22 protein-coding genes and 1 tRNA gene are annotated in these 24,512 nt (G+C 51.2%); 4 read left to right on the top strand and 19 right to left on the bottom strand.

What is annotated here, in order from left to right:
* Positions 1-298: 298 nt before the first annotated feature.
* On the bottom strand, positions 299-763 hold the full coding sequence (locus tag NST44_RS12410; protein WP_340899657.1) for a VOC family protein: 465 nt from the start codon (positions 761-763) through the stop codon (positions 299-301).
* A gap of 103 nt (positions 764-866) precedes the next feature.
* On the opposite strand from NST44_RS12410, the gene NST44_RS12405 reads away from it, so the two are divergent.
* A complete protein-coding gene (locus NST44_RS12405) occupies positions 867-1,778 on the top strand; it encodes a helix-turn-helix transcriptional regulator (protein WP_340899656.1) in 912 nt (303 codons plus the stop codon).
* A 114-nt stretch (positions 1,779-1,892) separates the two neighbouring features.
* Positions 1,893-2,306 carry a DUF2500 domain-containing protein gene (locus NST44_RS12400; protein WP_340899654.1) on the top strand — a complete coding sequence of 138 codons (414 nt, stop codon included), beginning with the start codon at positions 1,893-1,895 and terminating at the stop codon, positions 2,304-2,306.
* A gap of 207 nt (positions 2,307-2,513) precedes the next feature.
* Here the strand turns inward: NST44_RS12400 and NST44_RS12395 are convergent, their stop codons facing one another.
* From NST44_RS12395 to NST44_RS12375, 5 genes are all read right to left on the bottom strand, one after another.
* On the bottom strand, positions 2,514-4,022 hold the full coding sequence (locus NST44_RS12395) for an ABC transporter substrate-binding protein (RefSeq protein ID WP_373872017.1): 1,509 nt from the start codon (positions 4,020-4,022) through the stop codon (positions 2,514-2,516).
* A 278-nt stretch (positions 4,023-4,300) separates the two neighbouring features.
* Positions 4,301-5,239: a carbohydrate ABC transporter permease gene (locus tag NST44_RS12390; protein WP_340899649.1), complete on the bottom strand. Its 939-nt coding sequence runs from the start codon at positions 5,237-5,239 to the stop codon at positions 4,301-4,303.
* A 10-nt stretch (positions 5,240-5,249) separates the two neighbouring features.
* Positions 5,250-6,215, bottom strand: a complete 966-nt coding sequence (locus NST44_RS12385; RefSeq protein ID WP_340899648.1) for an ABC transporter permease — start codon at positions 6,213-6,215, stop codon at positions 5,250-5,252.
* An 85-nt stretch (positions 6,216-6,300) separates the two neighbouring features.
* Positions 6,301-7,746 (bottom strand): helix-turn-helix domain-containing protein, encoded by a 1,446-nt coding sequence (locus NST44_RS12380; protein ID WP_340899647.1) that lies wholly within the window; start codon positions 7,744-7,746, stop codon positions 6,301-6,303.
* Positions 7,747-7,851: 105 nt separating this feature from the next.
* Positions 7,852-10,035, bottom strand: a complete 2,184-nt coding sequence (locus tag NST44_RS12375) for an alpha-galactosidase (RefSeq protein WP_340899645.1) — start codon at positions 10,033-10,035, stop codon at positions 7,852-7,854.
* Positions 10,036-10,270: 235 nt separating this feature from the next.
* Between NST44_RS12375 and NST44_RS12370 the strand changes: the two genes are divergently transcribed.
* Positions 10,271-11,098, top strand: coding sequence for an AraC family transcriptional regulator (locus tag NST44_RS12370; RefSeq protein WP_340899643.1), 828 nt, complete (start codon positions 10,271-10,273; stop codon positions 11,096-11,098).
* 168 nt (positions 11,099-11,266) lie between these two features.
* Here NST44_RS12370 and NST44_RS12365 read toward each other — a convergent pair.
* Together NST44_RS12365 and nrdR are read right to left on the bottom strand one after the other, a co-directional pair.
* Positions 11,267-11,339, bottom strand: a tRNA-Ala gene (locus NST44_RS12365).
* A gap of 174 nt (positions 11,340-11,513) precedes the next feature.
* Entirely contained in the window at positions 11,514-11,987 is a 474-nt protein-coding gene (nrdR, locus tag NST44_RS12360; RefSeq protein ID WP_007127427.1) for a transcriptional regulator NrdR, read from the bottom strand.
* A gap of 140 nt (positions 11,988-12,127) precedes the next feature.
* On the opposite strand from nrdR, the gene NST44_RS12355 reads away from it, so the two are divergent.
* Entirely contained in the window at positions 12,128-12,355 is a 228-nt protein-coding gene (locus NST44_RS12355) for an alpha/beta-type small acid-soluble spore protein (RefSeq protein ID WP_007127426.1), read from the top strand.
* A gap of 69 nt (positions 12,356-12,424) precedes the next feature.
* On the opposite strand, the gene NST44_RS12350 is transcribed toward NST44_RS12355, so the two are convergent.
* From NST44_RS12350 to NST44_RS12300, 11 genes are all read right to left on the bottom strand, one after another.
* A complete protein-coding gene (locus NST44_RS12350; protein WP_028403886.1) occupies positions 12,425-12,991 on the bottom strand; it encodes a lytic transglycosylase domain-containing protein in 567 nt (188 codons plus the stop codon).
* On the bottom strand, positions 12,988-13,587 hold the full coding sequence (coaE, locus tag NST44_RS12345; RefSeq protein WP_007127424.1) for a dephospho-CoA kinase: 600 nt from the start codon (positions 13,585-13,587) through the stop codon (positions 12,988-12,990). The genes NST44_RS12350 and coaE overlap by 4 nt, the downstream gene beginning before the upstream one ends.
* A 9-nt stretch (positions 13,588-13,596) precedes the next feature.
* Positions 13,597-14,340: an MntP/YtaF family protein gene (locus tag NST44_RS12340; protein WP_007127423.1), complete on the bottom strand. Its 744-nt coding sequence runs from the start codon at positions 14,338-14,340 to the stop codon at positions 13,597-13,599.
* A 135-nt stretch (positions 14,341-14,475) separates the two neighbouring features.
* The gene (gene mutM, locus NST44_RS12335; protein WP_007127422.1) at positions 14,476-15,309 is read right to left on the bottom strand and encodes a DNA-formamidopyrimidine glycosylase; all 834 of its coding nucleotides are present in this window, start codon (positions 15,307-15,309) and stop codon (positions 14,476-14,478) included.
* Between the two features lie 329 nt (positions 15,310-15,638).
* Positions 15,639-18,296 carry a DNA polymerase I gene (gene polA, locus NST44_RS12330; protein ID WP_340899640.1) on the bottom strand — a complete coding sequence of 886 codons (2,658 nt, stop codon included), beginning with the start codon at positions 18,294-18,296 and terminating at the stop codon, positions 15,639-15,641.
* Positions 18,297-18,520: 224 nt separating this feature from the next.
* Positions 18,521-19,180: a phosphate signaling complex protein PhoU gene (phoU, locus tag NST44_RS12325; RefSeq protein ID WP_007127420.1), complete on the bottom strand. Its 660-nt coding sequence runs from the start codon at positions 19,178-19,180 to the stop codon at positions 18,521-18,523.
* Between the two features lie 45 nt (positions 19,181-19,225).
* Complete coding sequence (pstB, locus tag NST44_RS12320; protein ID WP_007127419.1) at positions 19,226-19,981, bottom strand: phosphate ABC transporter ATP-binding protein PstB; 756 nt, start codon at positions 19,979-19,981, stop codon at positions 19,226-19,228.
* A gap of 57 nt (positions 19,982-20,038) precedes the next feature.
* The gene (gene pstA / locus NST44_RS12315; RefSeq protein WP_007127418.1) at positions 20,039-20,914 is read right to left on the bottom strand and encodes a phosphate ABC transporter permease PstA; all 876 of its coding nucleotides are present in this window, start codon (positions 20,912-20,914) and stop codon (positions 20,039-20,041) included.
* Complete coding sequence (pstC, locus tag NST44_RS12310; RefSeq protein WP_007127417.1) at positions 20,915-21,847, bottom strand: phosphate ABC transporter permease subunit PstC; 933 nt, start codon at positions 21,845-21,847, stop codon at positions 20,915-20,917.
* Positions 21,848-21,886: 39 nt separating this feature from the next.
* On the bottom strand, positions 21,887-22,897 hold the full coding sequence (locus tag NST44_RS12305) for a PstS family phosphate ABC transporter substrate-binding protein (protein WP_007127416.1): 1,011 nt from the start codon (positions 22,895-22,897) through the stop codon (positions 21,887-21,889).
* A gap of 145 nt (positions 22,898-23,042) precedes the next feature.
* Positions 23,043-24,410, bottom strand: coding sequence for a methyl-accepting chemotaxis protein (locus tag NST44_RS12300; RefSeq protein ID WP_340899637.1), 1,368 nt, complete (start codon positions 24,408-24,410; stop codon positions 23,043-23,045).
* Positions 24,411-24,512: the final 102 nt, after the last annotated feature.

Below are 24,512 nucleotides of genomic sequence, written 5' to 3'. Positions count from 1 at the left end.
TTCATGCATTTTTCTTCGGGCTGTGATTAGCCGTACCATTTGATTATTACATTATAGCCCGGCGCTTTTATTACCAGGCAAAAGAAGCCATGACCTCCGATTTATCGAGTCCTGGCTTCTTTGAATTGAACTAACATTTTATTCTCTGGAGTAAGGCTATCGAACAAGCCCTCTGAGGACTTCGCTGTCTCCCTAGAATTTTCGCATGAAAAAAAGCTCACTTCATTTCCTCGAAATCGTGCCTCCATCGGTATATAAAAAAATGGCCTTCAGTTTCAAGGCCATTTGTAAGAATAAGCTATTGTCTGTTGGATATTACGTTATCAAGAAACAGCTCCGCGTCACGATTAAATTTCCAGTTGACTCCAAATTTATCAACCAGCATTCCAAAGCACGAAGACCAAGGTGTATTGGATAACGGCATGATCACATAACCACCCTCAGATAAACTAGAAAAGTAGCTTTCCAGCTTCTGCTTATCATCGATGACTAGACTAATCAGAATATTGTTTCCTTTCACCAGCTCACCTGTCACACTCTTCATCGAATGCAAAATGTCCGACATCATGATCTTCCCGCCTGCGAATTCGATCGAAGCTTCCATGATCATATCCAGCTCATTTTCGGGCAATGGATAGTTTGGATCTTGCGGAATATCCCCAAATTTAACTTTCTTCACTTCAATCGCGTTGAAAGCTTTTGCATAAAAATCAATCGCTTGTGCTGCATTTCCATCAAAGTTTAAATAGGCAATAGCTGACATAAAGCAGTACCTCCTTCTAGTGATACATGAAGTATAATGTATAAAAGGTGACAGCATTCTGTCACCGTTCTTAGATTAAATATAAAAGCAATGAGGGACGAATATGGACAAAATTGAGAGGCTCATTTCGATCATCATGATATTGTTAAAAAAAGAAATCGTTTCAGCAAACGAGTTCGCGCAATTATTTCATGTATCCAAAAGAACGATTCTTCGCGACATGGAAACACTGAGTCTATCCAACATCCCGATCTATGCGGTCAATGGAGTTCATGGCGGCTACGGCATTTTGGATGAATACAAGGTCGATAAACGTCTCTTAAGCAGCTCCGATTTAGAGAATATATTAACCGCGCTCGGCGGATTGGAAAAAATTCTCGTTAGCGAAGAAGTTGAAATGACGATTAAAAAAATAGAAGCCATGGTCAGTCCATGGTCTCTGAATCATTCAGTCCGATTGTCATTTTACGATTGGGAGGGCCGGAAGGAGATGCTTGAAATCTTGAGGACCTGCCAGGAAGCCATATTAAAGAGAAGATTAGTTTCGTTTGATTATATAGATAAGAATGGCACTGTGACGAAAAGAACGGTCGAGCCCTATCAGCTCCATTTTAGCGAAACGAGTTGGTACCTGAAAGGATTCTGTCTGCAACGCATGGGATATAGAGCTTTTAAATTATCCCGGATCGATCATCTTCACATGAATGGACCAACGTTCAGTCCTAGAGACGATATGCTGGAGCAAGAGCAGGAAGCAAATTATCAACCCGAATTAGTCGCAGTCAAGGCGTTGATTTCGCCTGGCATAAAAGATCAATTCATTGAAAGATACGGCCGAAAGAGTATTGAACCCTATAGTTCTGAACTTTTGTTGGTCACCATCCATGTCCCTCAAAACAGCATTGGTTTTCAATTTTTAGCAGGTTTCGGCACAAATCTAGAAATCGTAGAGCCTCGATCATATGTTGAAGAATTTCGAAAATACTTACTAGAAATGGTGGATAAATACTCCTGAAGTCGTTGCGTACAGATCGCTCAGGGCCATCATGTTTCCAAATTTTGAAACATTTCAATCCATTTTACCGTACATATATACAATGAAAAATAACGACAGAGAGGAGTGCCGTCGATGATGCCGCAAGGACCGTCTTTTGGCGGAGGCTTTGATTTTATGTTTACGCTGGTCCCCATTCTGTTTGGAATTGTATTCGTGATTGTGATTGTGGGCTTCATCTCCAATGGCGCCCGTTATGTTAAGAACGCCAAATCGCCCCGCAAGTCAGAGTATGCCCGGGTTGTCTCTAAACGCATTGACGTCCGTCACCATACGAATCATCACAGTGGAGATAACGGCATGATGCATTCCAGCAATTCATCACGAACGTATTATTACATCACCCTCGAATTTGATAATGGAGACCGGAAAGAATTCCTTGATGTCAAAAATCTGTATGGCCTCGTTGTGGAGGGAGACACCGGCTATGCCGCGATTCAGGGCGATTGGATCGTCGCTTTTGAACGGGATGTGCAGCCGCAGACGTAACTAGACACTATACAGCATACGCAAAAATGGATAACAGCACGAACTCATCAAATTGCACGGTAAGTCCCTTAAGGAAATAACAGCCTTAGTCCCCGATGAGTCAGGGCTAAGGCTGTTGTTGGATGGGCTTGAAAAATTAACACAGACGCTTTACGAATTACGCATTAAGTCAATGCAATAATTGATCGTGCTTGAATTTATCACCTGTTACTGAGTAGACCAGAGCTCGACCCGATTTTTGATATGCTTGGTATAAGCCTCTTCCATTTCTTTAACTCCGGCCTTCTCCAGCTCTGCCATATAGGCATCCCAAATCTTGTCGAAGTCTTCCGGCTTGGACATCACGGCCTCCGGGATTCGTTTCCATGTTATATCCTTCATTTTGGCAGCCAGGATTACAGCAGGATCATCGTTTGGCAGCGACATCGTGTATGCTGCTCCATATGCTCTCGGTTGAAATTCGTCTTCTTTAGGGAACAGGTCCTTCCAATGCTCGGCCTTATAAGCCTTCAGCGTTTCCTTTTCCGCTTCATTATAATTCGCGGTCAGCAGCTCCGGATAGTTCCGCGTGAAGTAGTTGCCGGTAGAATCCTTGATGCCGTCGCCGTAATGGACCATCAAGTTCCAGTATAGTCCGAGACCGGACTCTTTTTGGAACGCCGCGGCATCATTGATCGCCCGCTCCTGTACCTCCGGAATTAGCGTCCGCTTCCCGTTTTCCATCGTGTAATGCTTGCCTTCGATACCCCAGTTATTCAGAATTTGTCCTTCCTCCGATGCCAAAAAGTCGAGGAACTTAATGGCACGTACCGGATCCTTGCATGTGCTGGAGATTGAGATTCCGTACCCTCCGTCAAAGCCGGCAGACCAGAAGCTCGTGTCCTTGTACTCCTTGCTCATCGTGACCGGATAATGACCGTAGGTCTGGTCGAATTTGCCCGCTGCCTTCAGCGCGTTTTCCCCGTCTCCATATTCCCATTCCGGTGCGGCAAGACCAAGAACCCGGCCCGAAGCCACTTTCGCCTTAAACTGATCGGTCTTCTGCACGAAGCTTTCCGGATCCAGCAGTCCAATGGCGTTCATATGATTCAACCAGCGGAAGAACTCCTTTTCTTCCGGACGGCGGAAATGGTACGTCGCTTGGTGCGTTTTCTGATCAATGTAATATTCCCCGTCATCCGGTCCTCCGGTCGTCTTGAATCCCAAATTGGTCACTTGGTACATATGCCAATCGTCGGCGTTCAAGGACAAGCCGATATTTTTGTTGCCGTTTTCGTCTGTCGGATGCTTGGCAATATAATCCTGTATCGCTTTTTCAAAGTCCTTTACTGTGCGAATTTCCGGATACCCGGCTTCCTTGACGACACGGTGCTGAAGCTCAAACCCTCCGTCGGCTTTAATTTTCACCTCATCGACGGCCGACCAGGTCGGGATCGCGTAGATCGCTTGGTCGTCCAAACTGTACTTCGTGCGAACAAGCTTGTCTCCAAGCATTTTCTTGATGTTCGGTGCATGCTTGTCGATCAAATCCGTCAGATCGATGATCGCTCCGGCGTCGACAAGCTTGCCGACATCAGCCTTGGCTGCGATCAAATCGGGGTAATTGCCGGTTGCTGCAATGAGCGAAATCTTTTGAACCGGATCGCCGACAGCAAACTCCGCGTCCAAGGTCACGCCGGTTTTTTCCGTGATTACCTTGCCGACTTCGTCGTTCATGTTATTCCAGTTGGTGCTGGAGTCCTCCGAAAAATAAGTAAATGTAATGGGCTTCAGATCATTGCTATTCGCCCCGGATGAATCGTTATCTGAATGAGCTGCAGACGAGCCATCACTTCCGCCGCATGCTGCAAGCGTTGCAACTAAAGTCAGCGCCAGTAAAGACGCCGCCACCCTTTTTAATTTCGGTCTCATGAAGCTTAACCCCCAATGAATAATAAGTATCGACAATAAAGTAAAAGACGGGCGATAGGTCTGGACATACCGGTATCTTCGTTTTAACTCTTCACGGCTCCGAGCGTCATACCCTTCACAAAATATTTTTGCAGGAAAGGATAGACGACCAGGATCGGCACCGTGACGATGATCGTGATTGCCATTTTAACAGATTCCGGCGAAACCTGCGCCATGCGCTGGGCCATATTGGCAGCATCCTGGGAATTGGTCGCACTGGTTGTTGTGCTTTGCAAAATTTTCATCAGCTCATATTGCAGCGTTGTCAACGATTCGTTGGACCCGTTGAACAGATAGGTATCGAACCAAGAGTTCCATTGCCCTACCGCCAAGAAGAGCGCTACAGTGGCTAACGCCGGCTTGCAAAGAGGCAGGATGACGCGCCAGTAAATCGTAAAATCGTTGGCACCGTCGAGTTTGGCCGATTCTTGCAGCGCATAAGGCAGACCGTCAATGAAGGAACGGATAACGAAAACGTTAAACGCGCTTACGAGGCCCGGCAAAATGTAAACGGCAAACGTATTGATGAGATGCAGATCCTTCATCAGGATAAACCCCGGAATCAGTCCGCCCGAAACATACATGGTTATAGCCAGAAAGGTTGAAATAAATTTTCTTGCTTGGAATTCCCTGCGCGCAAGCGTGTAAGCCAGCATGGAACCGCTAATCAAGCCCGCTAAGGTGCCAATGACCGTCCGCAGTACGGAAATTTTAAATCCGGTAATCAAGCCGCTGAAAGAAAAAATCATTTCGTAATTTCGCAACGTGAATTGCCTTGGCCAGATCGTAATCCCCCCTCTGACGGTGTCCACCGAATCGTTAAAGGAGATCGCCAGCACGTTTAAAAACGGATAAATCGTCAGAACGGTAACCACGATCATGGATAGATAAACGAACACTTCCAGTATTCGGTCCAGCGGTGATTTTGACTTCAGCTTGCTTTTCATTCGACCGGCCGATGCAGTACTCTTGACAGTCCCCATGTCTTCCTCCTTACATAATGCTTTCGTTGGTAAAGCGCTTAAATATTCCATTAGCCGCAAACAACAGGATCAGGCTTATGACCGAATTGAAGATATTGATCGCCGTCCCGAACGAGTAGCGTCCCATGGCCAATCCATAATTAAGCGCATACAAGTCAAGCACTTCGGAGTAATCGATGACCAGGTGATTGCCTAACAGAAACTGTTTCTCGAAGCCTGTACCGAGCAAATGGCCAATGGACATGATCAGGAGCACGATGATTGTCGGCCGAATCCCCTGCAGCGTGATATGCCACATTTGCCGCAGCCGGCTTGCGCCGTCGACCCGTGCCGCTTCGTACAACTCAGGGCCGATTCCGGAAATAGCCGCCAAGTAGATGATGGCGTTCCATCCGGTTTCCTTCCAAATGTCCGCTCCCGTTACAATCCCCCAGAACCATTGCCCCTGTGCCATAAACTGAATCGGCTGATCGATAATGTTGAGACTCATGAGCAGGCTGTTCACGACGCCGCCGTCCGTCGAGAGCATTTTGGTCACGATGCCCGCAGCTACAACCCACGAAACAAAATGCGGCAGATAAGACACGGTCTGCACAAAACGTTTCATAACCTGTGAACGAACCTCATTGAGCATCAGGGCAAAGGCGACCGGTATGATGAAGCCCGCGATCAGTCCCATAAAGCTCATGGCCAGCGTATTTCGGAGCACCTGGTAGAAATGGTCATCCTGAAACAACGTGCGGAAGTGCTCGAATCCGACCCATTTCTGTTCGAAAAAACTTGCGCCGGGTCTATATTTTTGGAAGGCCATTGTCCAGCCCCATAGCGGCAGGTACTGAAAGACAAAGACCCAAAGGACGAACGGGATGGACATGAAGTAAAGATACTTCTGGTTTTTGAACACCTTCCATGCAGTCCTCTTGGATTGCTCTGTCTTCTTGTATCCGTTTTCTGTTTTTAATGTTATCGCTTTCATGTTTCCCCCCCTCTCCTAGACTTCATCATAAGTCATAGGAGAGAAGCGGCCCATACCACGGATTTCGGTAAAAATCATCCACAAATTATGGATTTTTAAATTCAGAGGGTGAACGGCCCTCGTATTTTTTGAATTTGCTGTGGAAGTAATTGACGCTTGTGTAACCGACGAGTTCGGCGACCTCATAAACCTTCTTTCCCTGTTCCAGCAGCTCCTTGGCTTTTTGGATCCGGACCCTGTCCAGGTAGGTGTTGAAGTACTCACCAGTCTTATTTTTAAAGAGCTGTCCCAAATATGCCGTGCTGTAGTTCAGCATCCCGGCCAATGTTTCCAGTTTCAGGTTATCGGCATAATGCCTATGAATGATGTTGATCATGATCTTTAATTCTTTTTCCTTCCCTTCCGGTTCAGCGTCCTCCGCTAATCCGAGCAGAAAACGGCAGGTCTCGTCGATCAGCTCGTCCAGAAACTCGAATTCGAATATCCCTTTCAAAAATCGCGAAACCTCCTCTGTCCCCTTCATTTCCTTTCGGGAGCCCGCAGTCAGCTTATGAATGACGGCGTTGGATAGAAAGAAGAACGATTCTTTGACAAAGCTTTCATCCGGCTCCTGCGTAAGGAAAAATGCAGCCGCCTCGTCCAACAATGGACGAATCATGGTCTGGTTGCCTGCATCCAAGCTGTAATACAAGCGGAAGACGAGCTCCTCCATCGTCTCTTCGACGTTATGGTTCGACGGCCGAGTGGATTCCGGTACAGAATGAAGCGAAGGATTGGGCCCCAGCAGACGTCCCTTCTCGCAGAAAAAGGCTTGCTTGATCAATTCCTGCGCTTTTAAAAATGAGCGGTTAATCTCTTCGGGCACCGATACCGTTCCCCCGGTTGCAGCGACGAATCGGTAGTCGCCCGAAGCGTTCGCGATCTCCCGGTATAATTCCTCACGGCGCTGTTTGCTGCGCAGCGGCTCTCGCAGGAGCAGGATGACGTACGGGGGACTAACGGTAACCACCCCCATATCTCTGCCTTCAATGATCGGCTTCAGCGCATGATCAAGCCTCTGCAGCGCATCGGGGCGCTCGACTTCGGAAACCCGCGGAAAAACCGCAACGGTCTCGTAGCTGCACCACAGCAGCCCGGCCTCTTTTGCCATGCTCTTCATAGCGGCGGGGTCTTTGGATTTATCCTGCGGAGCGAAAAGATCGTGCAAAAACCAGTTCCGGTTCACAGCCTTCATCTGGTGCTGCCCCTGTTTCAGGCGGTCCTCTTTGATACGCTCGCTTACCCGCTTTAGCGTATTCTTCATTTCACTGATATCCACAGGTTTAAGGAGATACCCGGAAACCCCGTATTTAATCGCTTGTTTGGCATATTCGAAGTCGGCATACCCGCTGAGGATGATAAATTGCATTTGATGACCGGTCGATGTAAGGGACTGGATCAATTGCAATCCATCCATAAGCGGCATGCGGATATCGACGACGGCAATGTCTGGAGGCTCTTGATGAAAATTCATGTTTCGGATAAAAAACATGACTACAACCTCCCGAGTCTGTCTTGCTGCGTGCAAAAGCCCCTTTTCACTTAGAAAGGGGCTTAGCTTCGTCGATGATTTCTCAATCGGGCATAGGACTTGATATTAAACCTGGTCAGGCTTCACTGCCTTCAGCCTGAACCACATGCTTTGATAGTCCTTCTGTTCGTATTTAAGGGGCAGGCCAAGCTGCATCAGTCTGTCTCCCCCATAGATCGATTTCTCTCCGCTGATCGAGGACTCCACTTCGTATTCCAGTTCCGGGTCAAGTCCGCCAAGGCGCACGGTCCGCAAAGGCGCGTTCGGCACGGCCATCACTTGAAAAGCGTAAACGAGGGCTTCCTCCTTGTCTTCCGAAACGAACATCCAGGCGGACTCATTTCCTTCAAAAGGGCTCTTCAGGCGGTATAAGTCGCCTTGCTGAACCAGACCGCGAATCTGCTTATAGGTCGCGACTTGGCGTTTGACCGTTTCCTTTTCTTCATCGGTGAAGTTCGTAAGATCCAGCTCATATCCGAAGTTTCCGGACATGGCGACATCTCCTCGAAATTCGAGGGGCGTGATTCGTCCAACCTGATGGTTCGGAACCGCCGACACATGTGCTCCGATTGCGCTTACGGGATACACAAGGCTGGTGCCGTATTGAATCTTCAGTCTTTCGACCGCATCGGTATTATCGCTTGTCCAGGTTTGGGGCATGTAATACAGCATGCCGGGATCGAAACGTCCGCCGCCGCTGGAGCAGCTTTCGAACAAAATATGCGGAAAATCGGCAGTGATGCGCTCGAGCAGCTCGTACAATCCAAGCACATAGCGGTGAGCGGTCTCGGCTTGATGCTCCGGCTGCAGGGCAGCGGAACCGATCTCCGTCAGGCAGCGGTTCATGTCCCATTTTACGTAAGAGACCGGCACGCTGGTGAATATCGCAGACAGCGAATCGTAGATGTAATCGCGCACTTCCTGGCGAGTGTAATCCAGCACTAACTGCCATCTGGCCTCGGTCCGCCTCCGGCCCGGAACATGAAGACACCAATCCGGATGCTTACGATATAGTTCGCTGTCCGGGGAGATCATCTCGGGCTCGAACCAGAGCCCGAATTTCAGGCCGAGCCGATTGACGCGCTCCGCAACATCCGCGAGCCCGCCCGGCAGCTTCCGGCGGTCCTCGTACCAATCGCCCAACGACGAATTGTCGGAATCCCGTTTCCCGAACCAACCGTCATCCAACACAAACAGTTCGATGCCTAGCTTGGCCCCCTCTTCTGCGATCGATACCAACTTGTCCGCATCGAAGTTAAAATAGGTGGCCTCCCAGTTATTGACCAGAATCGGCCGTTCTTCGTCCCAATACTTCCCTCGGCAAAGGCGGGTACGATACAAACGATGGTACGTCCGCGACATCTCTCCAAGTCCATGTCCGGAGTATACCATCACCGCTTCCGGCGTCTGAAAGCTGTCCCCCGGATTCAGCTGCCAGGCGAAGTCAAAAGAGTTCACGCCGATGCTAAACCTCGTTGAGCCGAATGAATCCACCTCTGCTCCAGCTTCAAAGCTGCCGCTATACACTAGGCTGAAGCCGAAAGCTTCACCGCAATCTTCCGTCGTTTCCTTGCTGACCAACGCGGCGAAAGGGTTGAATTGGTGGCTGCTCATGCCTCTTTTGCTATCGATGCGGGTTTCGCCCTGCACTAGCGGTCTTCGTCTGATATTTCCTTCCCGAGCCCAGGCTCCGGAAAGATACATGATTTCCATATCGCCTTTGCCGGTCAAATCGACGCTTACGCTTAGGGCACGGCGAAGCCGCAGCTTCTTGTCCCCCTCGTTACTGAGCAGCGTTGAACGAACGATCACGTTCCGATCCGCGAAGATGGTATAGAGAAGGACAACTTTAAGTCCCGAATATGTATCCTTTAGTATCAGCTCGAGTGAATCCGCTTCGGATTCGTCCTCCGTATAAACCGCCGGAAGTCCACTTAATTGCGGCTTTCCCTTCAGAATCCGGTAGCCGTCGTACTTGAGCTCGGTAATCCGCGTTCCATCCTCAAGTTCGACTTGGTAGGCCGGATTACGGAAGTCTCCGCTGCCGTACTGCGGGTATTCTTGCGGCAACCGGTCCAATCCAGCTCCCGCGGGAGTATGGATCAGCAGATCGCTCATCTTCTCCCGCTGCTTCAGTTTGCCTCCCCAATATACATGTACAGGATAACCGTCCACGATCTGAATCAAATAGCTCATGTTGGATGACTGTAAATGAAACAACCCTGTTTGCTCTTGCACCGTTACGCCCATTGGTTACATCCTCTCTTTCTCTTCCATTGAAGCTTCATGTATAATGTCGCTGCCTTAGAAGACCTGCTTATGAATATCCTGAATCAAAAAAAACATGGTTTAAGGATTGATCAGGTTATTGCAGAAATGCGGCAGACACATAAAAATGATATACCACACCTGATATTTCGTACATGGCACGGTGCTCGCTTATTATGTTATTATGATAGTTATTATATCATTGGGGGTTATGCTTGTGATTGAGTATTTGCCGAGAAGTAAACAGCACACCGAACTGCATCTCACTCAATTTGGCATGGAGGATTGTATCTCCGGTCATGGCTTCGGGCCTGCTATAAGGACTCACTATTTGCTCCATTATATTTTCAATGGGGAAGGAATCTTCGAGGTAGGGGGAAGCAGGTATCGCCTCCGGAAAGGGCAGGGGTTCCTGATTTGCCCCAATGTCGTAACCTATTATCAGGCCGATAAAGTCAACCCTTGGTCATATGGGTGGTTCGGTTTTAACGGTACGCTGGCCGAATCACTCCTTAAGCAAGCAGGACTAACCCCTTCATCTCCGATCCTCTATTATGATAGAGACGATAGGATCTATCAGTATTTGCAGTTCATGGCCCAATCGAGTGAAAGCCATAAAGCCCGCGAAACCAGACTAACGGGGCTGCTCTATCTGATGTTATCGTTGTTGGTGGAATCCGGACCCGAAACGCCCCCGATTCAGAAGGATAGCCGGGCGGAAATTTACGTTGAGCAGGTGAAGGATTTTATCGAAATGAACTTTTCCCAAAAAATCACCATCGAGGACATTGCACATTTTATCGGGCTGAATCGAAGCTATTTATGCTCATTATTCAAGCGACAAATGAACGTAAGCATTCAGGATTATTTGATTCGCTACAGGATCGATATGGCATGCAAAATGATGGGAAACGCTGAGCTGTCGATCGGCGATATCGCTCGTTCTGTCGGCTATAGCGACCCTCTGCTGTTTTCCAAAATGTTTAAAAAGATCATGGGTACCTCCCCTAAACATTACCGAAGCATGACGCTGGACAGAGGATAACAGACCTTAAGCGTTTTCAATGGATACCTTGTAAGACGACTATTATATTTCCACTTTGATACAAAAATTGGGCTATCACCTTCGTCACACTGGAAACGTATTATAAATTCGCCCAAGCCCAATAAAAACAAAAAAGTCCTTGGAAATCCAAGGACTTTCTTTATAGTATGGAGCCTAGGGGGATCGAACCCCTGACCTCATCGCTGCCAGCGATGCGCTCTCCCAGCTGAGCTAAGGCCCCGTAAGCGACTTCTATATCATATAAAATTTCTGCAGGCCTGTCAACATATTTTCTGGACTTTTTGTTCGAAGAACAGATGCAGCATTTTGCTTCATAATATAACGTCACTTAACACGGAATACAAGACACAAGGGACCTTGAGCGCCCACGGCAGCACATGGGCTGCAGGCGCTCTTAGAGGTTATGTTCGTCCGTATCTTTGGAGAGGAGACTTTTCAGCTCCTTCATGAACATATTGATATCTTTAAACTGGCGGTATACCGAAGCGAACCTCACATACGCCACCTCGTCGACAGGATACAGCCGTTCCATCAACAGCTCACCGATCTGACGGCTCTCCACCTCGGCAGCGGCCGTATTTCGGAGCGCCTTCTCCACATCGGATACGATCATATCCAACTGATCCACCGAGACCGGACGCTTCTCGCAGGCCCGAATCAGACCGCGCAGCACCTTCTCCCTGCTGAATTCTTCCCGGCTGCCATCCTTCTTCACGACGATCAGCGGCGTTTCTTCCACCATCTCAAACGTTGTAAAACGACGGCTGCACTGCTCGCATTCCCTCCTGCGCCGGATGGATTTATTCTCGTTGGCCGGACGCGAGTCAAGCACCTTCGTACCGGCATAGCCGCAATATGGGCATTTCATAAAATCATGTCACTTCCTCTACACGAAAGTCTTCATCCAATCGGACTGCAAAAATTACCAAAAAATGTTCTGTCTTTGTTGTTATGAAAATGCGAAACCGGAGACATAATACTTTTACCAACTCAAGGAGGTGAACTACAATGCCACAAAGCAACAACAACTCCAACAACCTGGTTGTGCCTCGCGCAAACGCTGCTCTTGAGCAGTTGAAGTACGAGGTAGCTCAAGAGCTTGGTATCTCCATCCCACAAGACGGATACCAAGGTAACATGACTTCCTACGAGAACGGTTCGATCGGGGGTTACATCACGAAGCGCCTGGTAACCCTGGCCGAGCAACAATTGGCTGGTCAATTCTCCGGTCAATAATTGATTCTTACTCAAAAGGAGTGTTGGCGGCTTGATAAGAGCTGTCAACGCTCTTTTCTTCGTATAGGCTTAGAATCGATCATTATACACACTCGTGTATTGATTATAATAATAAATGACACGCTGCACATAATGCCGCGTCTCTCCGACCGGAATCCGCTTAACGTTCTCGTACGTGCCGTCCCACATGCCCTTTTTGATCCAGTTCTTAACGTTTCCCGGACCGGCGTTGTACGCAGCGATAGCCGCAATCGGATTGCCGTCCATTTCCTGATGCAGGTTCTGAATATACCACGTTCCGAGCTGAATGTTCGTGTCCACTTCATTCTTGACGCTGGACAGCGTCACGGAAGGAAGCTTGGCCATTTCCATCGCCCAGTTAGCTGTATCCGGCATCAGCTGCATAATCCCGAGCGCTCCCTTTTTGGATTCCTTGCCGGGCTTGAAGTTCGTCTCTACACGGATAATGGAGGCAACCAGAAACGGATCGACATCATAATAGTCCGCATGCTTTCGAATCTCGTCCCTGTACTCGATCGGGTACAGCAAGGTCATCCAATTCGAGCTCAGAAACAGCAGCCCGACAAAAGATACAAACAGCAGAAGCAGCACTCTTTTTTTACGGAGCCACTTCATACCCGAACCATCCTGTTCCACAGCTTGTCCACCTGCTGCTTCGTCTCGTCCAGCGTTCCGCTATTGTCGATAACGATATCCGCAAGCTTCTTCTTGGCTTCAATATCCATCTGACTCCCGAGACGGGCCGCGGCTTGTCCTTCCGTCAGCGCATCACGATCCATCAGTCGCCGGATTTGCAGCTCTCTGGGAACATAGACGACGACAATCTGTTCCAGAAAAGAATACTGTTCACGCGCCTCCAGCAGCAGCGGGATATCCGCCACGACAAGGCGGTCTGGATAATCGCGTTCGTAGGCTTCCGTCCGGTCCCGGATTTCCTGCCGAATGGCCGGGTGGGTAATCCGGTTCAGCGCTTCCCGCTGCTCGGGGTCCCGAAAGATGATCTCCCCCAGCTTTTTTCGATTGAGCGTTCCGTCTTCCAGCAAAATATGTTGTCCGAAATGAGCGGTCACCTCAGCCAGCACCGGATGACCCGGGAGCATGACTTCCCGGGCGATGACATCCGCATCGACGAGAAGCGCCCCCTTCGTGGTCAGCATGGAGGACACGGTGCTTTTGCCTGTTGCGATTCCTCCGGTTAAACCGATATTCATGACTTCACCTCATAACAGCTTCATTATACCCATGATGATTAACAATAACGCGGGAAGGTACGAGATCAGACGCATGCCGTTCTTTGATGCAAACCGCAGTCCGACCCTCATCCCCAGCATTAGAAAGATCCCGCTGAATAGTGCGACCACTGAAGCCGTGCCGAGCGGGGAAAAACCGAGCATCGCCGCGCCAAGACCGGCTCCGAATGCATCGAGCGACAGCGCAATGCCTAGCCACATCGCTTCCCATGAAGAGATGCTCCCGGAATTGTCCATATCCGCTTGGACAGGGCTCCGCAGAATTTGGATGACGAGGCCAAGCTTGCGGATTTCAAATGAGAAAACCGCCTTCTGCAGAGCTTCGCCGCCACCCGCATGTTCTTCCCGGTTCACGCCCGACTGTTCGTCAGCCCGCGGTCCGTCCGTTCCGTAGTGCGCAATCCCCTGATCGATTCCATGCGCCCTTACCTTGCGATCTCTTGTTCCCCAAACCTGCTGATATAACGACCATAAGCCGAGCAGAATCAGAATGGCCGCCCCGATCACCGATGCCGCTGACGGGGACAAAAACCGCTGGAGCAGCGCCCCCGCCTGCATGGAGACGCCAAGCACGAGTCCCGAACACAGCGAGATAATAAGAACGGACAGCAGCGGGATTTTGGTTTTGCGCAGACCGTATGTAACCCCTGCCCCAAACCCGTCCAAGCTTAGCGCCATAGCCAGCAGTATGGGCGAGAAAAAATGACTGAGCACCCTCTCTTCCCTCCTTCGCAGAACCCATCAAGCCTTCGCTTAGCCGTTATTTCATGGCAGCTAATAGCCTGATCAGCTTCCCAATTGTCTCCTCATTATATGAGTGGAGAAAAGAAGGGGTGCACGCCCAGTTCCTTACTTCCTGTCCGGCTGGCATGAAGGGCAGTAATGCGTGCCCCTTCCGCCGACAACCGTCTTGAAGACCGGACCGCCGCAGCCGTAGCAGGGCTCGTCCTTCCGGCCGTAGATTTTGAGACTGTGCTGGAACATGCCCATCTCGCCCTGACCGTTAACATAGGACTTAATGGAGGACCCGCCCGCTTCTACCGCCTCGGACAGGGTGGCCACAATCGAATGGTACAGCCGGGACAGTTCATCGTCCCCGAGCTTATTGGCCGGGATCTCCGGATGAATGCCGGCCCGGAATAAGGATTCATCGACATATATATTTCCGATGCCGACGACATATGCCTGATTCAGCAGCACCGCTTTGATCTTCGTCTTCTTGCTGCCGATCACTTCTTTGAAAGTATCCGGAGTCAGCGTATCGTCCAGAGGCTCATAGCCAAGCTTCGATAACGGCGGATGGTTAAACTCCTCGCCCGGTGCGAACAGATGCATCGTGCCAAATTGGCGCACGTCCTTGTATCTCAATTCCGTACCGTCCGAAAAATGAAAAATGACGTGGGTATGCTTCTCTACGGGCTCATCCTTCCGGTAGAGCCCATAGCGGCCTTCCATCCGAAGGTGTGAGACAAGCACAAGCCCGTCCAGCAAGATGCGCAGAAACTTCCCCCTGCGCTCGACACCTTCAATCGTATGGCCTTTCAGCATAAATGCAAAAGCATCCACATCGTCAGGCCGCTGAATGATTCGCGGCAGATTTACGGTCACATGATCTATATATTTGCCTTTAATCAATTGATTAAGGGTTCGTTTGACTGTTTCGACTTCCGGCAATTCCGGCATAATAACTTCACCTCTACCTCATTATACCGGAAGATGGGATGGAGCGGCACCCACCTGGGGTGGAAACCTGTGGCATTTTATCCTAAATGACTTTGGTCCCGCCGACCTGCTGCCGCTGACTTCAAGACAGGCGATGCCGACAACGGTGCCGCCAAAGTAAATCCACGGACCGACCGGCACTTTCGTTCGCGTAGCTGCGCAACGCTAAAACCATCGTACCCGCGTGCCTCGCCGCGTTACTCCACATCGCCCTCGACGAATGCAGCTGTATCGCTTTCTACAGCTCCTAACGGCACCACCTTGCCTTGCCCCATCGGCCAGCAGAGACTCTACTTCGCCTCGTACCAGTTCGTGCCGTAGCTGACCTCCGATTTCAGCGGAACCGACAGCGCTAGCGCATGGCTCATCACCTCAGGCACAAGCTCCTTCATGATTTCAAGCTCATCCTCCGGCACCTCGAATACCAATTCATCGTGTACCTGCAGCAGCATGCGGCTCTTCAGCTTGCGCTCCTGCAAGGCGGCATCCATATGAACCATCGCCAGCTTGATAATATCGGCGGCCGTCCCCTGAATCGGCGTATTCATCGCCGTCCGTTCGGCAAAGGAACGAAGGTTGAAGTTGCTTGCATTAATCTCGGGAAGGTACCGTCTGCGTTCGAGCAGCGTCTTCACGTAACCGTTCTGCTTGGCTTCCTTAACGATTTCGTCCATGTAGCGGCGAACGCCCTGGAACACCTCGAAATACTGGTCGATGAAAGCCGCCGCTTCCTTCCGGGTGATGTTCAGGTTCTGCGACAGGCCGTAATCGCTGATGCCGTACACAATGCCGAAATTGACCGCCTTCGCGGACCGGCGCATGTTGGCATCAACCTCATCCACGCCGACGCCGAATACATCCATGGCCGTCTTCGTGTGAATGTCCATATCATGCAGGAACGCTTCCTTCAGCCGCTCGTCGTCCGAAATATGGGCAAGCACGCGCAGCTCGATCTGCGAATAGTCCGCGGCCAAAATGCTCCAGCCCGGCTCGGAAGGCACAAACACTTTGCGCAGCTTCCGTCCTTCCTCCAGCCTGATCGGAATATTCTGCAGGTTCGGATATTGGCTGCTCAGCCGTCCCGTGGCGGCGATAGTCTGACGGTAATACGTATGCACCTTGCCCGTCTTCCCGGAAATCTCCTTCAACAGACCTTCAACATACGTCGATTGAAGCTTGGCAAGCGTCCGGTATTGGAGAATCAGCCGGACGATATCGTGATACGGCGCCAGCTTCTCCAGCACTTCGGCGTCCGTCGAATAACCGGTCTTGGTCTTCTTGATGACAGGCAGCTGCAGCTTAACGAACAGAATTTCGCCGAGCTGTTTCGGAGAATTCAAATTAAATTCCGTTCCTGCAATCTCGTAAATTTCCTGAACGAGCCGCTCGATTTGCGCCTCGAACTCGCGCCCGAGCTCCTTCAGATCCTCCACATTGACGGCAATGCCCTGCTTCTCCATATCGGCCAAAATCCGGGACAGCGGCATTTCCAGATCATAGAACAGCGGAAGCATTTCATTATCGGCCAATTCCTTCTCCTGGAGCGGAATCAGCTGGGCGGCAGCCAGACATTTGCGGGCCATATGCTCGCTGAGCTTGTCCGTGTCCGGTACCTTGTATTTTGCCCCTTTCCCGAACACATCCTCATCCGCCTGCAGGTACGACAGGCCGTACTTCGCAGCCAATCCGCTAAGGCTCTGGTTCGCCTCTGTCGGATCAAGCAAATACCCGGCCAGATGAACGTCGAACGCCGCGCCGGCAAAAGGGATGTCCTGCCAATGAAGCGCCAGGTCGATCCGGTGAAGATCATACCCGCGTTTTGGAATGTCGCTGCTGGCCAGCCACGTCCGGATCGGCTCCGCCGCCTCCGACTTCAGCACGTCGAACGGAATGTAGAACTGGCGGTCCTCCGTGGCCAGCGCCACGCCGATCACCTCCGCATGATGCGGGTTATCGCCATGGGTTTCCACATGCAGGATGCTGACCTGCTCCAGTACACCTGCAAGCTCCGCAAGCTTTCCTTCATCCACGATCGTCACGTCGATCTGAGCCTGCGGCTCCGACTCGGCTTCCGAGCCGCCTCCGCTCGTGCGGAGATCAAGCCGTTCGATCAACGATTTGAATTCCAGCTTCGCCAGCGCGGGGCCGGCTGTCTCCTCGTTGAGACCATTAAACACCATATCGTCCAATGTCTGCTCAAGCGGTACCTCGCGGAAGATCGTCGCCAGCTTTTTGCTTAGAATCGCCGAATCGGCATGCTCCTCGATCTTTTCCTTCATCTTGCCCTTCAGCTCGCCAGAGCTGGCGACAACCTCTTCTACCGAACCGAATTCATGCAGCAGCTTAAGCGCCGTCTTCTCGCCGACGCCAGGAACGCCGGGAATGTTGTCCGAGGCATCGCCCATCAGGCCTTTCAGATCAATGATCTGTTCGGGGGTGAGATCGTAACGCTCCTTGATCTGCTCCGGTCCGTAGTACTCGATTTCGGTGACGCCCTTGCGGACCATCGCAATCGTCGTATTCTCGGATGCCAGCTGCAGCATATCCTTGTCCCCGGACACGACCATCACCTTCCGGCCGGCTTCATCGGCCTGGCGCGTAATCGTTCCGATAATATCGTCGGCTTCATATCCGCCGATCTCGAATTGGGAAACGCCCAATCCTTTAAGCAGCTCCTTCAGCAGCGGAAATTGTCCGGACAGCTCCGGCGGCGTCTTCTGGCGGCCGCCCTTGTAATCCTGATAGTCCGCATGCCGAAACGTTTCCTTGCCCGCATCGAAGGCCACCATCATATGTGTTGGTTTATGCTCTTCGATCAGGCGAAGCAGCATGGTTGTAAAACCGTAAACGGCGTTCGTCTGCTGGCCGCTCGCATTCGTCAGCGGCGGCATGGCAAAGAACGCCCTGTAAATAATATTGTTTCCATCAATCAGGATCAGCTTGTCCATAGAACACCTCGCACCCATAATTCTTCCTTACCTCATGATAACATAGGTTACCGCTAAATTCCGAATGATCCTCCCGTCTTACTTAAAAAATGAAGAATGCTTCCTAATAGACGCTCGGATAAATCCGGGGGATCTGCATTAAATCTGCGGTTGCTGCTTTAATGGCAGGCCGTAGCATAAAAAAACGCCGGCATATAGCCGGCGTTCCCGTTCTTTAAAGCATCTTATTGATTCAGGTCCGGACGGTGTCCCGTCACCAGATAAACCGTGCTTTCCCCGATATTGGTCGCATGGTCGGCAATGCGTTCGATGTACCGGCCAACCATGACCAGCAGCATCGCTTGATTCGCCGTATCCGGATCCGAGGTCAGGTGAGCGAATAGGTCCTGCAAAATAATGCTGTACAAATGATCCACCTGATCATCGTCCTGGGCCATTTTATAAGCCAGGTCCGTATTCTCCGTCAGATAGGATTCGATGGATTCCGATACCATCGCCCGCACTTGATCCGACATGCGCGGCAGATCCACCAAAGGCTTGATCAGCTTCTGGCCTTGGAGGCGAAGGGTGACTTTGGCAACGTCGCGTGCCAGATCCCCCATCCGCTCCAGATCGCTCGCGATCCGGAAGGCGACCAGAATGCGCCGCAAATCTTTCGCCACCGGCTGCTGGGTGACGATCAGGCGCGAGCCGATGTCCATGATCTGCTCTTCCATCGCGTTCAGCTGGACGTCGTTGTCAACGACGCGCTGGGCTTTGTCCGCATCCAGGGTCTGCAGAGACTGTACGGCCAAGGCCAGTGCCTCCTCCATATGCTTTCCCATCTCGCGCAGTAATGTTTTCAGCTCGTCGAGCTGCTGGTCAAACTCAATTCTCCGGATCATGTGGTGCTCCTCCTATCTATGCTTAAGAAGATGATAATTGAACCATTAACCGAAACGGCCGGAAATATAATCCTCGGTGCGGGCATCCGAAGGCGTGGAGAAGAGAACGTCGGTGCTAGCCGACTCCACCACCTCACCGTTCAAGAAAAACACCGTCTGGCCAGATACCCGAGCGGCCTGGTGCATGTTGTGCGTAACCATAACGATTGTATAAGTGCTCTTCAATTCCTGAACCAGCTCTTCAATCTTCAGGGTCGAGATCGGGTCAAGCGCAGAGGTCGCCTCATCCATGAGAAGGATATCCGGCTGAACGGCCAGCGCACGCGCGATGCACAGACGCTGCTGTTGACCGCCTGAAAGGCTCAGCGCCGAACGCTTCAAATAGTCCTTGACCTCTTCCCACAGCGCAGCTTGCTTCAAGCTCTGCTCAACGATGCCGTCCAGATCGGACTTGCTCTTGATGCCGTGCAGGCGCGGTCCGTAGGCAATATTGTCATAGATCGATTTCGGGAACGGATTCGGCTGCTGGAACACCATGCCGACCTGCTTGCGCAGGGCTTCCACATGAACGTCCTCGCCGTAAATTTCGGTGCCGCCGATCCGCACGCTGCCCTCGATCCGGGTTGCCGGAATCATGTCATTCATGCGGTTCAAGGTCCGAAGCAGCGTCGATTTACCGCAGCCGGAAGGTCCGATGAATGCGGTGACTGTTTTTTCGGGTATGTCCAGATCGACATTTTTGAGCGCATGATACGTGTCGTAGTATAGGTTCAGTTTCTCAATCTGTATGATGGCTTCCATATTTTATTCATGTCTCCTTTTTTACGATTCGATCTGCCTTATCGTCTCTTGCGCGTCTTAGATGTTCTTCGAATACTTATTCCGGATCCATACCGCTGCAATGTTCATAATGAACAGCATGATGAGAAGCAGAATAATACCCGATGCCGCCAGCTCGTGGAATGCTTCACTTGGTCTGGATATCCAGTTGAAGATCTGGATCGGCATTACGGTGAAGGAATCCAGCAGATTTTCCGGCAAAAAGGCTACGTACGTTAAGGCGCCTATCATAATGAGCGGTGCGGTTTCCCCGATTGCCCGTGACAAAGCCAGAATGACCCCTGTCATGATGCCGGGCATCGCCGACGGCAGGACCGACTTGGATACGGTCTGCCATTTCGTCGCGCCAAGCGCATAGGAGGCGTCCCGCCGATTTTTCGGAACGGCGCGGAGCGCTTCCTGTGCCGCTACGATAATGATCGGAAGGACAAGCAGCGTCATCGTCAGGACCCCGGACAGCAAGCTGCGTCCAAGATTCATGCCGCGGACGAAAATCGCCAGGCCCAGAATGCCGTAAATAATAGAAGGAACGCCTGCAAGCGTACTGATATTCAGCTGAATGAGCCGAACCCAGCGGCTGCGTCCCGCATATTCTTCAAGAAAGATCGCTGCCCCGACGCCCAGGATGAAGGATAGCGGAGCCATCAGGAGCAGCAAATAAATCGTGCCGACAATCGGCGACTTCAGACCGGCCCGGTCCGCAATCCGGGAAGGATAATTCGTGAATAAGTCCGGCGACAGCCGGTGAATTCCGTCCATCACGATCGTGCCGATGAGTGCCATCAGGACAAGAATGCCGATGCTGGTGCAGGCGAGAAAAATCATATGCAGGGTTTGGTCACTAATGCGTCTTCGGTTGATTCTCTTGCTGTCTCCCAGATTCAAACGTTCCATCTAGTATTCCTCCCTGAAGCGGCGAGCGACCCACTGCGCCAAAATATTAAGCAAGAAGGTAATGACGAACAGCGTCAAACCTACCGCAAAAATAGTACCGTACTCGATCGTACCGCGCGGTACGTCACCCATGCTGACCTGAACGATGTACGAGGTCATCGTCTGGATGCTCTCCAGCGGGTTCAATGTCAGCTGCGGCGTTGCCCCCGCGGCTACGGTAACGATCATCGTCTCGCCGATCGCCCGCGAGAAAGCCAGGACGAACGAAGACACGACCCCGGACAAGGCTGCAGGCAGCACGATTTTCAGCGCTACCTCAAAGCGGGTAGCCCCGAGCGCATAGGCGCCGTGGCGCAACGTTTTCGGCACAGCCCGCATGGCGTCCTCGCTCAGGGAGGAGATCATCGGCAGCACCATAACGCCGACGACGATCCCTGCGCTAAGCGCATTGAATATGCCCATATCGGGAAAAATCTTTTGAAGGAATGGCGTGACGGCTTCCAATGCAAAATAACCGTAAACAATCGTCGGTACTCCGGCCAATACCTCAAGTACCGGTTTGACTACCCCCCGAACCCGGGCAGGAGCGTATTCATTCAAATAAATAGCGCATGCCAAGCCGATAGGCACTGCGAATAAGATCGCAATGCCTGTAATCAGCAGTGTGCCGCCCAGGAGGGGCAGCACGCCGAATTCTTTTGGAGGGAGAATCGGACTCCATGTCGTTCCTGTCAGGAAGGACCACACCGGCACTTCCTTAAAGAAGATGATGGATTCCTGTAACAGTGTATATACAATCCCGATGGTGGTGACGACCGATAGCAGTGCGCACATGCCGAGCAGAATCGGAATGATTTTATCGGAGAGGCGCGTTTTGCTGCGACGAAACGTCATTTGCTTAGGTGCACCCGCCACGGATGATGTTTTGTTCATTCTCCTCTTCCCTTTCTATTACCTGGAATAACCGTTCAATTATTGGGCCAGCTTGCCTTTTTCCTCTTCATATTGCTCATCTTGCAGAGGAACGAAGCCAACTTCGCCCGCCAAGCTTCCGGCATTCTCAAGGTAGAAGTCTACGAAAGCCTTCACTTCAGGACGTTCCATTTCCTTCTTGCTTACGTAGATGTAAAGCGGACGGGACAATGGAGCATAGCTGTTGTCTTTAATCGTTTCCATGCTTGGCGCTACTGTTGCAGTACCGTTGTCGATCGGAACCAGCTTCAATTTGTCCTGATTCTCTTCGTAGAAGGAAAATCCGAAATATCCGATAGAGTTCTTATCGCCGGCAACACCCTGTACAACGGCATTCGTGTCGGCACTGAACGTAATCTGGCTGTCGTTACGGCTGGATTGAGCTTCGCCGTTAATGGCTTCGGTGAAGTAGTCGAAGGTTCCATGGTCCGTACCAGGGGAGTAGATTTTGATCTCCTCGGCAGGCCAGCCTTCACGTACGTCCGCCCATGTTTTTACTTTGCTGTTTGGCTCATAGATTTTCTTCAACTCATCTACGGTAAGCTTATCTACAAAATCATTATCCGGATTGACAACGACGGACAGTCCGTCATAAGCAACCAGAACTTCGTTGTATTCAACATTGTTCTTCTTGAGCTCTTCCGCTTCTGTATCTTTAATTGGACGGGATGCATTCGCAATTGCGATTTCGCCGGTTGCAAAGCGCTTGAAGCCTGCGCCTGTACCGCCGGTTCCGATTGGAACGCGTACGTCCGGATTTGCTGCTCCGAATTCCTCAGCGATCGCTTCTGTCAACGGATGCACCGTGCTGGATCCATCGATTTCAATCGTTCCGGACAAAGCATCCGTCGTTTTGCTTTCTTCTTGTTGAGCAGAGCTGCCGTTACTGTTCGTTTCTCCCGACGCGCTGCCCGTTGTACTGTTTCCGCCTCCGCAAGCTGCGAGAATGGCGCTCAGCATCAGCACCAGAACGAGAATGCCTGCTGGTTTACGACCCCTTTTTCTAAACAAACGAATCCACTCCTTCAAAATGGTTGTTGTCTTTACTAACCGTCTTACAATATAGATCTTAATCCCCTAATGTAATTGCAGTTTTTCAGAAATGTAAACGCAGTGTAAAATTTATAATAGAATGCTAGACTTGCAGATTCACATCTTATTGCTCCGCCCTCGGCTCTAACGAAGCGTTCATACCGGCCAGCTCTTCCTTAATCTGGTGCACGCGTTGTACCGTATTAACCGCCAGCTCATAGACCTGGCTCCCGGACAATTCCACTTCATGAACCGCCTGCTGCATTTCATAAAAGAGACGGGTTCCCTCTTCGACGTCGCCTTCGCAGGATTGAAGCTCCTTTAGCGCCGATCCCGCAGCAGCTGCCGTATCCGCAGCAAGCTGCTGGATATGCTCTAGCAGCTCGGAGATGTCGCCCGCCAGCTTCCGTGTCTGCTTCGCCAAGGATTGGACCTCGCCTGCTACAACCTGAAAGCCCCGTCCATGCTCTCCGGCGTGGGCCGCCTCGATTGACGCGTTCATCGCCAGCAGGCTGCTCTGATTGGCAAGCTCGGTTATCGTGCCCGTAATGGAGGAGATGCGGCCTGCGTGGCGCACAAGCTCTTCGGCTTGATCGCCGCGCCGGGTCATATCCCCGATCAGCCCCGCATAGGACGAGGATACCCGCTCCAGCTTGTCCGCCCCGGTCTCGGAAAATTCGCGCATTCGGACACATTCAGCTCTCGTCTTGTCCGCGGCTGCCTTAACATCATCGAGCGAAGCCTCGATATTGCTCGTGTGTCGGTAGCTTCCAGTCAGAATCAGCTCTCTCTTCCGCTCCGCATCCAGCTGCAGCCTACCGGACAAGTTCATAAGGTCCCGAACGGTGAGCACGCCGGCCAGCACTTCTTGCTGTTTTACAATGATGCAATCGTAAAATTTGTCATCCGGGCGGTGCAGCGCCAGGTTTAACACTTCGGAGACGGTTTCATCCGCTTCGACTATGGTTGGACTCAAATCCGCGAACTGGAACGCCGGCTTCGGGTAATATAAATCCACTGCGAACCTGCCCATCATCCGCTGAAAGAAGGCGTCTCTCATAATCAGCCCGGACGGGTTCCCCGGGGTATTGCAGTAGATTACGCACGGGATGCCCGGGTTGCCCATCAACAGCTCCAGCACATCAAGGCATGTCTCGGTCTCGCTGATTTCAGGCACGGTTCGAATATATTCCATCATGGACGGCTCCTTCAGCTCGCCCGATGCCTGCGGCGCTAGCCTCGCTTCCGGATCCTGTAACCGCTCCTCCGCCTGACTGGCTTGATTCATTCGATTCATTTGATTCGTTTGCTCCGTCAGATCCTCGAGAGCTTCCGCGATTCCATGAACCGCATTCGGCGCCCCAGCCGCTTGAACCGTTCGTTGATTCTGACCTGCTTGATTCCCTTGATCCACTCGTTTCCCTTGAACCGCCTGATCCCCTTGAGTGACCTGTCGTCCCGGTGTTTTCCGAAGCAGCGTCATCGGCTCCATCCTCTCCTAATGGTTCTTTAGACGCATCATATCGAAGGATTGTTATCGGTATATATTCGGTATGTTAACGCCGTGTAAATCGCGCGCCAATCTTGGCTGGAT

The sequence above is a fragment of the Paenibacillus sp. FSL W8-0919 genome (assembly GCF_038003785.1).
GTDB lineage: Bacteria > Bacillota > Bacilli > Paenibacillales > Paenibacillaceae > Paenibacillus_AQ > Paenibacillus_AQ lactis.
This window is presented reverse-complemented; position numbering and strand designations above follow the sequence as displayed.

Coding starts and splice junctions, on each gene's coding strand:
- NST44_RS12300 (WP_340899637.1), bottom strand. CDS start 24,410: ATGGAGCCGATGACGCTGCTTCGGAAAACACCGGGACGACAGGTCACT.
- nrdR (WP_007127427.1), bottom strand. CDS start 11,987: ATGAAATGCCCATATTGCGGCTATGCCGGTACGAAGGTGCTTGACTCG.
- NST44_RS12355 (WP_007127426.1), top strand. CDS start 12,128: ATGCCACAAAGCAACAACAACTCCAACAACCTGGTTGTGCCTCGCGCA.
- NST44_RS12385 (WP_340899648.1), bottom strand. CDS start 6,215: ATGAAAGCGATAACATTAAAAACAGAAAACGGATACAAGAAGACAGAG.
- pstA (WP_007127418.1), bottom strand. CDS start 20,914: ATGGAACGTTTGAATCTGGGAGACAGCAAGAGAATCAACCGAAGACGC.
- NST44_RS12405 (WP_340899656.1), top strand. CDS start 867: ATGGACAAAATTGAGAGGCTCATTTCGATCATCATGATATTGTTAAAA.
- phoU (WP_007127420.1), bottom strand. CDS start 19,180: ATGATCCGGAGAATTGAGTTTGACCAGCAGCTCGACGAGCTGAAAACA.
- NST44_RS12410 (WP_340899657.1), bottom strand. CDS start 763: ATGTCAGCTATTGCCTATTTAAACTTTGATGGAAATGCAGCACAAGCG.
- NST44_RS12400 (WP_340899654.1), top strand. CDS start 1,893: ATGATGCCGCAAGGACCGTCTTTTGGCGGAGGCTTTGATTTTATGTTT.
- NST44_RS12380 (WP_340899647.1), bottom strand. CDS start 7,746: ATGTTTTTTATCCGAAACATGAATTTTCATCAAGAGCCTCCAGACATT.
- mutM (WP_007127422.1), bottom strand. CDS start 15,309: ATGCCGGAATTGCCGGAAGTCGAAACAGTCAAACGAACCCTTAATCAA.
- pstB (WP_007127419.1), bottom strand. CDS start 19,981: ATGGAAGCCATCATACAGATTGAGAAACTGAACCTATACTACGACACG.
- NST44_RS12350 (WP_028403886.1), bottom strand. CDS start 12,991: ATGAAGTGGCTCCGTAAAAAAAGAGTGCTGCTTCTGCTGTTTGTATCT.
- NST44_RS12395 (WP_373872017.1), bottom strand. CDS start 4,022: ATGAACGACGAAGTCGGCAAGGTAATCACGGAAAAAACCGGCGTGACC.
- polA (WP_340899640.1), bottom strand. CDS start 18,296: ATGGACAAGCTGATCCTGATTGATGGAAACAATATTATTTACAGGGCG.
- coaE (WP_007127424.1), bottom strand. CDS start 13,587: ATGAATATCGGTTTAACCGGAGGAATCGCAACAGGCAAAAGCACCGTG.
- NST44_RS12375 (WP_340899645.1), bottom strand. CDS start 10,035: ATGGGCGTAACGGTGCAAGAGCAAACAGGGTTGTTTCATTTACAGTCA.
- pstC (WP_007127417.1), bottom strand. CDS start 21,847: ATGAACAAAACATCATCCGTGGCGGGTGCACCTAAGCAAATGACGTTT.
- NST44_RS12390 (WP_340899649.1), bottom strand. CDS start 5,239: ATGGGGACTGTCAAGAGTACTGCATCGGCCGGTCGAATGAAAAGCAAG.